Genomic DNA, 13,189 nt, shown 5'->3' with positions numbered 1-13,189 from the left:
CGCTCTGCTTTTTTCACATTATTCGCTTTCTTTCATTTCATTTGATGTACGTACTCGTGCATTTCCCATAAATATGACCGTAATCGCCGCAAGTGCAATCGGGAATAAAGCAATCATAAATACATACGTAATACTTTGTGACATCGCATCAATCACTTTATTTAAAATATCAGGCGGAATTTGTGAGCGTGCCCCCTCTTGAAAAATGGCTTGTGGATCACCAACTGGAGAAGAAGCTCCTTTCATTCCGCTAAAAGCATCTGCTAAACGATTTGTCAGGACATTGGTTTGAATCGTTCCAAAAATCGTCACGCCTAAAGTCATCCCAAGTGATCTCATGAACGAATTGGTAGAATTCGCACTGCCGCGGTAGCGCGGAGAGAGATCATTCATTGAAGCAGATGGCAGAAGGGAGAAGCTAAATCCAACGCCAAAACCTGAAATCATCATAAAGAGCGTAAGCCACAATCTTGCTGTATCAGGCGACATATTGGCAAGCAGCAGCATCCCAGCAAAAAATGAAATCACAGAGATGGTCATTAATCGTCTAAAAGGTACTTTCGTCTGCATCGTTCCACCAATCATACTGCCAATCACGGAACCAATCATCATCGGTGTTAAAATGAACCCGGCACTTGTTGCAGATTCACCGTACACCGCCTGGACGAAGATAGGAATAAAGACAGCTAGAATAATAAACGTCCCGCCATATAAAAACGCCAAAATTTGAGATGTCGCAAACAAACGATTTTTAAACATCCAAAATGAAATAATCGGTTCTTCTGCCTTCCGTTCAACAATGAAGAAGATGGTGCCAAAGACAACAAACACAGCAAATAGTGTCAAGATTTGAACAGAATCCCATGCATACGATTTACCGCCAAGCTCAAGGGCGAACATTAAACTGACAACCGCAACGACAAGTGTAATGGCACCTGACCAGTCAATTTTCTGCTTGCGATGCTCAAGCGATTCTTGATAAAATTTGGCGATTAAGAATACACTGACGATACCAATTGGTACGTTAATATAAAACACCCAATGCCAGCCGATCGAATCCGTAATAATTGCTCCTAACAGCGGTCCTAATACACTGGATAGACCAAAAACTGCACCAAACATACCGGACATTTTCCCGCGCTTTTCTGGCGGGAAGATATCAAAGATAATCGTGAAAGCGATCGGAAGAAGAGCACCGCCTCCAAGTCCTTGAATCGCACGGTAAATAATGAGCTGATCCATTGTTTGTGCGATGCCACACAGCGCAGATCCAATTAAAAAGAAAATAAGTCCAAACAGAAAAAAACGCTTTCGACCATACATATCTGAAAGCTTTCCATAAATCGGCATACCGGCCATCACTGCCACCATGTAAGAAGCAGTCACCCAAGCAAATTTATCAAAACTGCCCAAATCGGCGACGATGCTTCCCATTGCTGTTGCGACAATGGTGTTGTCCATCGCTGCCATAAAAATCCCTAACAGCAACCCGATGACAACAAAGCGAGTGGATGCCTTGCCTTTATCCACGTGATTCATTTCATTTACCTCCTGCTTACGTTCTCTCATTATTTTTGCTATGATCAACTTAACCATAAAGTAAGAGAACATTTATCTTGATGATCAAGATAAATTGATTTTAAAGGGAGGAGAACAAGTTGTCAATAAAGAACGAGGCTGAAGACAGAGCAGCCCAGATCATACATACAATGAGGCGCCTCGCCACACGAACCGTTTTATTCCACCAAGCAGCCGCTCAATCGCTCGGCCTTTTTCCAACAGATCTCAAATCCGCCGATCTATTAAACGAACTCGGCCCCCTCACAGCGGGGGAATTAAGTGAAAAAACAGGCCTTAGCTCCGGTGCAGTCACAGCACTCATTGACCGGCTTGAAAAAGCGGGCTACGCAAAAAGAGAAAAAGACCCAAAGGACAAACGAAGAGTCATCATTGTCCCATTAACAGCAGGGAAATCACAGGTGAAAGAACTCTTCCAATCCTTATCAGCATCAACCAAACAGCTCACAAACGAATACAAACCAGAAGAATTAGATTTAATCATTCAATTCATTTCAGAAGCAGCTGAAATAATGGATCAAGAGCTGCAATTGCTTAAGTCTAAATCGTAAGAAAGCACACTGATGCGTTAACTATACCGAAATAAGTAAAGCGAGAAATGAACGAAAACAACAAAGATGCTCTCATTGCATCTCTAAAAAGAAAAAACAAAAAGTTGGAAGAGGAAAATAGGCAATTAAGAGAGCAACTGAAAGTAGCATATGCAGATGTCTATAAAAATTTATAAGAGAGAACAACGTTCACCCTCCTTCAACTAACGGAGCAGTATAGCGCAAGAAGAAGTTGCTGAAATAATGATAAGTATATTAGGATGCTTATCCTAAAAAGGGGAGGTATAACAGAAAGTGGAGATTATAAAGTTTAAGGAAACTGATACAAAAGAGATTATTTCATTGTTTTATGAAACAGTTCATTCCGTAAATTCAAAAGATTATTCCCAAGTACAATTGGATGCTTGGGCACCAAGAGATGAAAAAGAATCTAAAATGAATTCTTGGAAGGAATCATTGAGTCAAAATATAACATTTGTTGCTAAAGTGAATGGTAAAGTTGTTGGTTTTAGCGATTTAACGCATACCGGGTACTTAGATAGACTATTCGTTCATAAAGATTATCAAGGACAAGGTATAGCCACAGCTTTAGTTGATATGCTCGAATCTGAGGCAAAGAAACTAAAGCTTTTAGAAATTGATACCGAAGCAAGTATCACAGCTAAGCCATTTTTTGAACATCTAGGTTACAAAATTGTTTGTTCACAAACTGTGGAAAAAAAGGGGGTTAAGTTGGCTAATTTTAAAATGCTAAAAAAAATAAAATAATCATTTTTTTGTTATGCTAACAGGTGCGTTAGTTTAAGAAGAAAGGGTATAACATATTCGTTATATAAAATATGTTATACCCTTTAATAGACAAGAAAAATGAACCGAATATGTTGTCCAGAAAGAAGAACCTGCGGACGCTGATCATTGAGCACTTAAAATGCCTTGATTGGTGTCCGTTTTTTGAAGAAACGCACCTTTCTCTGATTAAATAGAAGGTGTTTTTGTATCTTTATTCCTATTTCATGACATTCCTTGTGTTGGTAAAATTGACCTTGTCAATGAATAGGAAGGAGTGAATTCTGCTGGGGAAGATACTTGATGCAAAAGCACTAACCAGTGCCATGGATACAAGGTCAAAACACTATCAGGAACTCCGCGAACAAATGGTAGATTTAAAAAAGGCATTACAAGGTGTTGCCAACCTCGGTGATGATTTCACTGGAAAAGGTGCCGATAACATTAAAAGCTTCTATAAAGAACTCGCTGGAAATGTAGACATGTTTATTAGCTTTATTGATAAGCAAAAAGCCTTTCATGAAGGTGTTTCTGGGACACTGGATGATACGAGCTTTGGCGGCGATACCTTTATAGAGGAACACTTTTTAGACAATGCAGTACATATGGGCATCAAGAATGCAAAAAGCATTGTGAAAGATCAAAAACAGGCACTCAAAACGATTTTTCAAGATATTGATGACCTCATTTCCCTAGAGGTATTTGATAGCCAAACCTTTGCTGAAAAAATAGAAGATGCGGAAGATGAACGAAAAAAGACGGTCAAAGAACTAAGAGAGCTTGATAAAAATTTAAAAGATGAATATGCTTTGTCAGAGACGGAGCAGCAAGCTACAATGGCATTGTACGCAGAAATGATCAATGCCACAAATGACGGAAAATCCATTTCGCCTATGAATTTTGACAAGAAAGCGTATCAAAAGAGCGAAATCTACAAGGCAAAAAGCGATATTGAGAAGCAAACTTCTGAATATCTAAAAATCAAAAAAGATCAAGAAGAAGCTCGCGAGATCGCAAAGGAACAGGAAGCGCTCGCCAACCGTCCGTGGTATGAAAAAGCTCTTGATTACGGTGGGAATATCGTTAATGAGCTGACAGGCGTGAACGATGCAAAACGTGCCGCAACAGGTGTCGATCCGATCACAGGTGAAGAACTCACCGCAGGACAGCGAGTCGCCGCAGGCGGCATGGCAGCAGCAGGCTACATCCCGATCGTCGGATGGGCAGGACGTATTTTCAAAGGCGGTAAAGCCGTTTATAAAACGACTCAAGCCACGTCCGCCGCAGTCAGAGCGGTCGACATTTACAAGACATCACAGAAGTCTTTTGACGCCCTGAAAACGTCTCAAAAAGGCTTATATGGCCTCACCGCAACAAACGGCTTCAGCGAAGCGATTACGGGTCGAGATATGTTTGGAAATAAGATCTCGAAAGAACAACAGGAAGCGAGTATGAATGCGGCGCTGGGGATGCTTTTGCCGTTTGGGGCAAAAGGGTTTCATGGGAAGATAGGTTTAAGTTCTCAAAGTCCAGAAGGATTTAATCGAAAAAGGGCTTTGCGACACGCTAAGGATTTAGGGGGGATACCTAGGTCTCAACAGCCTACTCGTCAATGGCAAGTAGGAGATAATGTTTTTAAGAAAGGGCAAGAATATCGTAATTATGAGTACAGTTCTAACCATACTCACCATGGCCGGTACTATGAATTTGATACCCCAAAAGGGAAAAGAGTTATAGTGCAACATACTAATGATGGAAAATTACACACTCACGCAGGGAAACCAAAAGAGGGTGCAGATCCATTTAATTATGATTTTAAAAAAGAAAGATATTCAAATATATATGGACCAAATGGTGATCACCATATCTATTACAATGAATAACGAGGTATGAAAAATATGGCATATAAAAATGAAAAAATACAGAAAAAAATTGCTTTGATGAATGCTAAAAAGAAAATACAACATTTAGCATATATTGAGGTAATTGATTTTGAAGATGATACTTCTCAATGGCTAAAATTATGTGAAACAGTATTAAAACAATTTCGTCAAATAGATTCAACACCTTCCGAAATATTAACAAATACAGACAAAGACTCGATTATGACTTGGTTAAAAAATTCATTAGATTTTCTCAAAGAGAAAAAAGAATGGTTTATTTTAATTGAAAATGACCCTTTTCCTGTTTGGGCAAATGTAAAAGCTTTAGATTTCGATAAGGCAATTGAAGAAATTTGGCTATTTTCAGAGAATCATAGCATCATTGTAGCAGATAAAATAACAGGTAAAATTGCTCAAATATTTTCAGAAGAAAAACACTTTGAACTTCATATTGGAAACTGCGCAATTTAATTGTAAGCAAGATTAATTGATCAAAGAGCAGAACCACAACCTGTTTTCTATGAGATGAAGGTTTTTAAACTCGACTATTTAAACTGATAATTTTAATGATAATAGGTGATTCAATGAATGAGAGCTCTAGTTATTTAAAGAAGTTAGAAGATTTTTTAGGTGGGACATTTCATCAGGATATTGATTCACCAGAGGAAGCGTTAGATGAGTTTATCCATGAAGCTAGCAAAGAATGTCTGCTGTCTACTATAAAGGATTGTCAGGGTTTTTTGAATAGTACTCTAACAATACAAAAAAAAGAAAGCTTTATTGAAAATAATGCAGAAATATACTTTCCGGCGATCTCATTAAACCCTATACAGTGGTTTAATCAAATAATAGAGGAAATGAAAAAAGCAGTGAAAATGCAGTAACAAAATGAACCTTGATTGGCTAATACCTTTCAAGGTTTTTTGTGTTGATTGAACTTCATACCGAAAAAAGTGGAGATAAAAATAGAAAGTTGAAGTGGTATTTTGATAAAGAGTCGATTCACAACATTCAATTATGAAATTCACGCTCTAAGTTTCAAACAAAATCGTTCATGAACCACCAATCTTATTCCCATGCTTCTTTTAATAAACAAATACCTCTTTCGATTTGTTCAAGAGAAAGGTTTGCGAAACCGAGCAGTATGTGCGGTTGTACAGGTGGATTTTCGATAAATAAATGACTTGTTGGATAAACTTTAACATGCTGTTGAAGAGCTTTTTCAATTAATTCTTTTTCGGAATAGGGAGTGTGTATACGTAACATGATATATAACCCTGCATTGTCACCAATGATCTCAATTTGTTTTCCAAATAAATGTTGAACTTGTTGTACCAATAAATTCATTTTCCTTTTATAAGTATTGCGCATACGCTTAATATGTTTTGTCCATTCACCACTTTTCATAAATTCAGTCATGGTCAGTTGGTGCAATAACGAAGCATTATGTTCGAAATGTTCAAATTTGCTCATATAGATATTGATTAATGAATCAGGTAACACCATATATGCTAATCGTATAGCTGGTAGAAATGCTTTTGAAAACGTACCAAAATAAATGACATGTGCAGCATCTAAAGAGGCTAAAGCAGGAAATGGTTTTTGTCCATACCGAAATTCTCCATCGTAATCGTCCTCTAATAAGAAACCGTTATTTGATCGTACCCATTGAATCAATTCAATTCTCTGTTGAATCGATAGTGCAGTACCAGTAGGATATTGATGTGAAGGTGTTATGTACAATAATTTCCCGCTTTTATTTACGAGTGAGTCCAATAATACACCTTGTTTTGATGCAGGAATACTTTCAATCTCAAATCCATATAAATGACAGACCTCACGTACACCGCTATAACCAGGGTTTTCAACAATCATACTAGAAAAACGTTCTTTTAATAGAAATCCCAAATACAACAGTAGTTGCTGTGTATTACTTCCAACGATAATATTTTTGAGGTTAATGATCATACCTCTGGCTTGAAATAAATAATCAGCCAGTTCTTGTTTAAACCCCGGTTCTCCAAAAGGATCTCCGTATTGAAAGCTAATGGATTGCTGCAGCACTTTGTTGGAGATTTGCCGCCAAACTTTTAAAGGGAATTGTTCCTCATCAACAGTACTTGCTTTGAAATCAATGAAATCGATCAATTGTATTGGTTCATTTCTAGGTACTTCTGGAATAGAGGTTTGAAGAAATATCGGTTCAAATTCATTGACACTATAGCTTTTACGCTCATTGGCTTGAATATATCCTTCAGCTAATAATTGATCATATGCTTGTAGTGTAGTGTGGCGACTAACACCTAGGTCATTGGCTAGTGAACGAATGGAAGGAAGATTTTCTCCTGTTTTTAACTTTCCCTCCTCGATTAATTTTTTAAATTGCTCATAAATTTGTTTATATTTTGGTTGATTGGCACTGAAAGGGAAAATATAATGTTTCATTTCTTCATTCCTCCCTTCTGACATTTAATAAAGTATAAATCTGTACATTTTTACATGTCAGAATATCAATTATTATACTACTAATTGATATGAAAAGGGGATAGAAGAGTGGATATAGTAAGAGCTAATGAAAATGATTTAAAACAAGTTTCGGTTCTATTTGATCAATATCGCCAATTTTATAAACAGACTTCTAATATAGAAGGTGCTTATCATTTTCTAGTGGAACGATACCGTAAACAAGAGTCTATTTTGTTTGTTGCAAAGCAAGGTGAACAATATGTAGGATTTGTACAACTGTATCCCACATTTTCATCTGTTGCGATGAAAGATGCGTTCATTTTAAATGATTTGTTTGTTATAAACGATTTTCGTCAAAAGGGGGTAGGTAAGCAATTGATGAAAAAAGCATTTTCATTTGCAAACGATAAAGGAGCCCGATTTATCTGTTTAGAAACAGCGACTTCTAATATAAAAGCACAACAATTGTATGAAAAAATGGGGATGACAAGCGATTCTTCAACTCAGCACTATATTTATTATTGGGATTGAACACAGAAGAATGAATTTTTGGTATGGCAGAAAATTTAATATAACTCGGTCAAAAAAAGATGAATATGCTTTGTCAGAGACGGATCAGCAAGCTACAATGGCATTGTACACTGAATTGATTGCAACAAAATGACAAAACAGCGATTCCTATGGATTTTGACAAGAAAGACTTAAAAAAACACAAAGGGGGGGTAATTTTATTGAATTCTTATGATGAAGATCTAATAAAGGATTTGGAATTAAAAGACCTTCTTAAATATGTCAAAGTACATAAAAAACCAAAAATTTATTTAGATTTAATAGAACAAGAATTTGATTTTGCTGGTTCAAAAATAGATTGGTTACAAACCAATAAACATTATAGTAAGAGCTCAAATCATGAATCGTTACTTTCTGATGCTCTTCTCTTTATAACTGAATTAAAAGAAAAATATTTAGATAATAACTTACAAGTAATTTACATAGGGGATAACCTTACAGAGTTTGGGTACCAGTTTGAATTAAAACATCTAGAAGAGTTACTAGTCTATTTTTTAGATATCCCACAGCACCACTACTTTATATCATTAGAAGGTGATTGGAGTATTTGTATTTCATTTGAAAACGATTTGGATTTCGGATTTAGTTTAAACAAAAAATAAGTTTAAGCGTCACATATAGGAAAAATAAAAAATGAATAAGAAGTGAAAAAACCTTTACTGGCTTTATACCATTCTAGGTTTTTTGCGTTTATTCGTCCTCAAACACGTAAAAGAAGACAAAGAGCTCTTTGTATACAAGTCTCAAAGCACACTCAAACGAGTGTGCTTTTTCTTATAACAAAGAACACCCAAAAACCTGCACAACATTTACTGAAAACATTTGGACTTCTTTGACGCATGCGAGTTGATTAGACTTATAACCAAAGGGAAGAGGGGAGGGATTCCAACTGCACTTAACCAAAAGGGGCACGACTTTATTATCGATGCTGCTTCACACGACCACTTATTTATCAATTGAAGATTTACAGAATCGACTGAATGTCTCTACTCGAACGGTCTACGCTGAAATCAAACGAATGAATAGCTGGCTGGAAACCCATCAGCTTAGTGGCGTCCAGCGAAAAGATCAACGAGGCTACTATTTACATCCACACGAGAGAGAAGTCATTATCGAAAAAGCTGACACTGTTCTTGTCGGTCATGACTATGAACCATGTGTAAAAGAAAGACGTGCCATCTTGCTCCTATCCATTGCATGCAGTGAGAAGCATCTAAAAATTGATGATTTTATAGAGATGACGAAGGTAAGCCGCAATACACTGCTTGAAGATATGAAACAACTAAAAGAAGCACTTTCAAAACAGCAGCTTACACTTCATTATCAGGCGGCCAGTGGCTATTTAATTTCAGGAGAAGAAAGAACAATTCGGTTGGCACTGAAACCTCATATTCATTTCCTTCGCAACATGATAAAAAATGAAAAAACATTTCCATCGGTTTGGTTAAAGGGTCCTATCTCATATAAGAGAATACATGCTCTCCTTCAACAGTCCGAACAAGATCTGAAGCTTGAGTTTGCAGATGACATGCTGGATCAGCTGTCTATGGATCTCTTTTTCTACTTTAAACGGATGAAGCTAGGACGTGCTGTACACATTTCAACAGAAGAAAAACGGACACTGCAGGAAACAGATGAATGCTTGGCTGCTATTCGTTTCATGGCGCAAATTCAAAAAGAAACCAGTCTTTTGGTTCATGATGATGAAATCTATTTTCTTAGTACGCTATGGCTCAGTGCCAAAAAACAAAAACTTCCAACAAGTCAAAAACCAGAAGAACATCTCATTCGAACCATTGCGAGACAAATGATCATTGACTTTCAGCGTTATGCGTGTATTTCCTTCCAGGAAGTAGAAGTCTTGGAACAAAACTTAACCATGCATTTAATTCCGGCCTATTATAGGCTCATCTATCACATTGAGATCATCAATGAATTAACAGATTCCATGAAACATGCACAGCCAGAGGTGTTTGACATCACGCAAAAGGTTGCTTGCCATTTAGAGAAGGCGGCCTGTTCAAAGATGAGCGATCATGAAATTGCCTATGTGGCGATGCATTTTGGCGGCTGGATGAGAAGAGAAGGGATTTCGTCGATTGCGAAACGTTCTATTTACATTGTCTGCGGAGAAGGAATTGGCACAAGTCACATGCTGAAAACGCAGCTTCTTGAATTAATCGGCTACATCGACATACGCGGACTGTTATCAAAACGTTCATATGAAGAATTAACATCCATTGATGCCGACTTTGTTGTATCAACGACACCTATTTCGTTTAAAGGAAAACCTGTTCATCTCGTTCACCCGATTCTCACTGCTTATGAGAAAAAAACATTGCTTCAATATGGCGAAGGCTCAGAACCTAAGCTTGATGAGCACCATGTGAATGCTTTATTCAACATCATTCAGCAGCATACCATCGTTCAAAATGAAAAAGCATTGCTTCATGACTTGAAGGAGCTGCTTCATTCCACATATGTATCACACCAGAAAGGGTGGAAACCAGTGTTAAACGATTTATTAACAAAAGAAACCATTCAGCTCCAGCAAACAGCAGACACATGGCAGGAGGCCATTACAAAAGCAGCGCAGCCTTTGCTTGATCAACAAGCGATTCAGGAAAGTTATGTGAAAGCGATGATCCAGTCTGTTCATCAAAATGGCCCTTATATTGTGATTGCGCCACAAGTGGCGATTCCGCATGCCAGACCAGAGGATGGCGTGAACAAATTGAGCATGACGCTCATGTCATTCAAACAGCCCATTTCGTTTTCAAAGGATGGAAAAAAGCAGGTGCGGCTCGTCATTGTGTTAGCCGCAATTGACAGCATGAGTCACCTGAAAGCACTCAAACAACTGACCATGCTGTTAAGTGAAGAGAAACGGACGAAACAATTGATTGAAGCAGAAGCATTAGCATCTGTTCAAGAACTAATTAATCAATTTTCAGAAATATAAAGGAGGAAAAAGAGAATGAAAAAAATTCTTGTTGTATGCGGAAACGGTTTAGGAAGCAGCTTTATTGTTGAAATGAATGTCAAAAAGGCATTAGAAGAATTAGGACTTTTAGCGGAAGTGGATCACACCGATCTCAGTACAAGCAAAAATGAACAAGCAGACCTCTATATCGGCGCAACAGATATTATCGATCAGCTGGATGACGGCACAAGAAAGGTCGCTGGATTAAATAACTTGTTAGACCAGGAAGCCATTAAAGACGTCCTTCGTAAACACATATAATCGACGGAAAAAGGGGGATTCACATCATGATAGAACTGATCATGAACGATATATTGGGCACACCCGCAATTCTCATCGGTTTGTTTGCACTCGCTGGTTTACTTTTGCAGAAAAAGTCAGCTGCCGATACTGTATCAGGCACCTTAAAAACAACAATGGGTTTTTTAATATTAGGAGCGGGCGCCACAGTCGTATCTGATTCACTTGGGGTTTTCAGGAAGATGTTTGAAGCAGCCTTTCACATTCAAGGGGTTGTCCCAAATACTGATGCCATGGCGGCCATTGCCCAAAAGGAATTCGGTACACAGACAGCGCTTATTATGATTTTTGGTATGGTGGTCAATTTGCTTTTGGCAAAATTCACACCCTTTAAATACGTCTTTTTAACTGGGCATCATACGCTATATATGGCGGCTATGCTTGCAGTCGTTCTGTCAACAGCTGGCATGCAAGGAACGCTGCTGATCACCACTGGTTCAATCGTATTAGGTGCAGCAATGGTCATTGCTCCCGCAATCCTTCAGCCGTTTACAAGGAAAGTCACTGGAAATGATGATCTGGCGCTCGGTCATTTCAGTACGTTCGGCTATTTTACAGCGGGAATGATCGGCAAATGGGTCGGGCGCCCAGAGAAATCAACGGAAACCATTCAAGTGCCTAAATCACTCGGTTTTCTAAGAGATACATCGGTGGCCATCTCCATTACGATGGCTTTGCTTTTCTTTGCGATTGCACCGTTTGCGGGAATTTCATTCATAGAAAACATTAGTGGTGGTACGAACTTTGCTGTCTTCATTCTCATTCAGGCCATTACCTTTGCTGCTGGGGTGTACATTATTTTAGCAGGTGTACGGATGGCAATCGGGGAAATTGTGCCTGCTTTCAAAGGGATTGCCGATCGTTTCGTCAAAGGGGCAAAGCCGGCACTTGATGCACCAACTGTTTTCCCATTTGCTCCAAATGCAGTGATCATCGGTTTTTTATGCAGTTTTGCAGGAGGCATCGTGTCTATTTTCCTTCTTCCTTTGTTTGGTTTAACTGTCATTGTTCCTGGACTTGTGCCACACTTTTTCTGCGGTGCGACAGCGGGCGTATATGGCAATGCAACGGGGGGAGTGAGAGGTGCAGTCGCCGGTTCCTTTGTGAATGGAATACTCCTTTCATTTTTACCAGCTTGTTTACTCCCTGTGTTAGGCACTCTTGGCTTTGAAGGGACAACATTTGGCGATACAGACTTCGGTATCATCGGAATATTGATTGGATTGATCAAATTTTTATTTCATCTTTAAAAAGGAGGCATTTCAGGATGACAGCTATTTTCTCACCTTCATTGATGTGCATGGATTTAACACACTTCCGTGAACAAATTCAGCTTCTGAACACAAGGGCAGACCGTTATCATGTCGACGTCATGGATGGTCATTACGTAAAAAATATGACCTTATCACCCTTTTTCATTGAACAACTTCGGAAACTGACAGACGTTCCGATTGATGTTCATCTAATGGCCGAACAGCCTCAGGAATTTTTAATTGATGCATGTATTGATGCAGGCGCAACGATGATTTGTTTACATCCAGAAGTGGTGCAAAAAGACGTTTTTCGAATCATTCGGCATATTCACGAAAGAAAGTGTGAGGTCGGCTTTGTTCTCAATCCCGCCACACCAGTTGCAGCATTAGATGCTTTTATTCATTTAATAGACCGGGTGACGATCATGACAATTGATCCAGGGTTTGCGGGTCAGCCTTTTATCAAAGAAATGCTTCCGAAAATGAAAGAGGTGAAAGAAATCAAAGAGAAGGGGGGATACTCATTTTCAATTGAGGTAGACGGCTCTTGTAATGAAAGCACGTTCCGGTTGCTTGCTGAGGCAGGAAATGAAATTTACATCATTGGCACTTCAGGTTTATTTGGCCTTCACGAAGAATTAGATAAAGCATGGGAAATAATGAAGCAATTGTTCGCAAAAGAAACAGCCACAATGAAATCACCTTAGTAAAAAGGAGGATGAAGCCCATCCTCTTTTTTACGCAATTTTACTAAACAAACTATCTCCTTATCAAAACATACTCAAAAACTTCATAAAAGCACAAATTTATAATTGAAAG

12 protein-coding genes and 2 pseudogenes are annotated in these 13,189 nt (G+C 38.4%); 12 read left to right on the top strand and 2 right to left on the bottom strand.

Annotated features, from left to right (window positions below):
• Positions 1-20: 20 nt before the first annotated feature.
• Positions 21-1,539, bottom strand: a pseudogene (locus MHB38_RS09635) (MDR family MFS transporter); the annotation flags it as partial.
• 170 nt (positions 1,540-1,709) lie between these two features.
• On the opposite strand from MHB38_RS09635, the gene MHB38_RS09630 reads away from it, so the two are divergent.
• The 6 genes and pseudogenes from MHB38_RS09630 (at position 1,710) to MHB38_RS09605 (ending at position 5,682) form a co-directional block, all read left to right on the top strand.
• Complete coding sequence (locus tag MHB38_RS09630) at positions 1,710-2,129, top strand: MarR family winged helix-turn-helix transcriptional regulator (protein ID WP_052320523.1); 420 nt, start codon at positions 1,710-1,712, stop codon at positions 2,127-2,129.
• 35 nt (positions 2,130-2,164) lie between these two features.
• Positions 2,165-2,305 (top strand): annotated as a pseudogene (locus tag MHB38_RS09625) (DUF6262 family protein); the annotation flags it as partial.
• 118 nt (positions 2,306-2,423) lie between these two features.
• Complete coding sequence (locus MHB38_RS09620; RefSeq protein WP_017359536.1) at positions 2,424-2,897, top strand: GNAT family N-acetyltransferase; 474 nt, start codon at positions 2,424-2,426, stop codon at positions 2,895-2,897.
• A 302-nt stretch (positions 2,898-3,199) separates the two neighbouring features.
• Entirely contained in the window at positions 3,200-4,798 is a 1,599-nt protein-coding gene (locus MHB38_RS09615) for a T7SS effector LXG polymorphic toxin (RefSeq protein ID WP_076821593.1), read from the top strand.
• Between the two features lie 15 nt (positions 4,799-4,813).
• Positions 4,814-5,269 carry a hypothetical protein gene (locus MHB38_RS09610; RefSeq protein WP_017359538.1) on the top strand — a complete coding sequence of 152 codons (456 nt, stop codon included), beginning with the start codon at positions 4,814-4,816 and terminating at the stop codon, positions 5,267-5,269.
• Positions 5,270-5,382: 113 nt separating this feature from the next.
• Complete coding sequence (locus MHB38_RS09605; RefSeq protein WP_017359539.1) at positions 5,383-5,682, top strand: contact-dependent growth inhibition system immunity protein; 300 nt, start codon at positions 5,383-5,385, stop codon at positions 5,680-5,682.
• Between the two features lie 184 nt (positions 5,683-5,866).
• Here MHB38_RS09605 and pdxR read toward each other — a convergent pair whose 3' ends face one another.
• Positions 5,867-7,243, bottom strand: a complete 1,377-nt coding sequence (gene pdxR / locus MHB38_RS09600; protein WP_341003193.1) for a MocR-like pyridoxine biosynthesis transcription factor PdxR — start codon at positions 7,241-7,243, stop codon at positions 5,867-5,869.
• Positions 7,244-7,351: 108 nt separating this feature from the next.
• Here pdxR and MHB38_RS09595 point away from each other — a divergent pair, with 108 nt between their 5' ends.
• The 6 genes from MHB38_RS09595 to alsE all read left to right on the top strand — a co-directional run bounded on the left by MHB38_RS09595 (position 7,352) and on the right by alsE (position 13,077).
• A complete protein-coding gene (locus tag MHB38_RS09595) occupies positions 7,352-7,795 on the top strand; it encodes a GNAT family N-acetyltransferase (RefSeq protein ID WP_046343687.1) in 444 nt (147 codons plus the stop codon).
• Positions 7,796-7,995: 200 nt separating this feature from the next.
• Positions 7,996-8,436: a hypothetical protein gene (locus MHB38_RS09590; protein WP_039963523.1), complete on the top strand. Its 441-nt coding sequence runs from the start codon at positions 7,996-7,998 to the stop codon at positions 8,434-8,436.
• Positions 8,437-8,723: 287 nt separating this feature from the next.
• Positions 8,724-10,796 (top strand): BglG family transcription antiterminator, encoded by a 2,073-nt coding sequence (locus MHB38_RS09585; RefSeq protein WP_341004298.1) that lies wholly within the window; start codon positions 8,724-8,726, stop codon positions 10,794-10,796.
• A 15-nt stretch (positions 10,797-10,811) separates the two neighbouring features.
• Positions 10,812-11,078, top strand: coding sequence for a PTS sugar transporter subunit IIB (locus tag MHB38_RS09580; RefSeq protein ID WP_017359544.1), 267 nt, complete (start codon positions 10,812-10,814; stop codon positions 11,076-11,078).
• Positions 11,079-11,104: 26 nt separating this feature from the next.
• The gene (locus tag MHB38_RS09575; protein WP_025207436.1) at positions 11,105-12,367 is read left to right on the top strand and encodes a PTS ascorbate transporter subunit IIC; all 1,263 of its coding nucleotides are present in this window, start codon (positions 11,105-11,107) and stop codon (positions 12,365-12,367) included.
• A 17-nt stretch (positions 12,368-12,384) separates the two neighbouring features.
• Positions 12,385-13,077 (top strand): D-allulose 6-phosphate 3-epimerase, encoded by a 693-nt coding sequence (gene alsE / locus MHB38_RS09570; RefSeq protein WP_008343724.1) that lies wholly within the window; start codon positions 12,385-12,387, stop codon positions 13,075-13,077.
• Positions 13,078-13,189: the final 112 nt, after the last annotated feature.

The sequence above is a fragment of the Bacillus sp. FSL K6-3176 genome, from assembly GCF_038003325.1.
In the GTDB taxonomy this organism is placed as follows: Bacteria; Bacillota; Bacilli; order Bacillales; family Bacillaceae; genus Bacillus; species Bacillus altitudinis.
The sequence above is the reverse complement of the archived record's forward strand: the minus strand, read 5'-3'. Positions and strand labels throughout refer to the sequence as shown.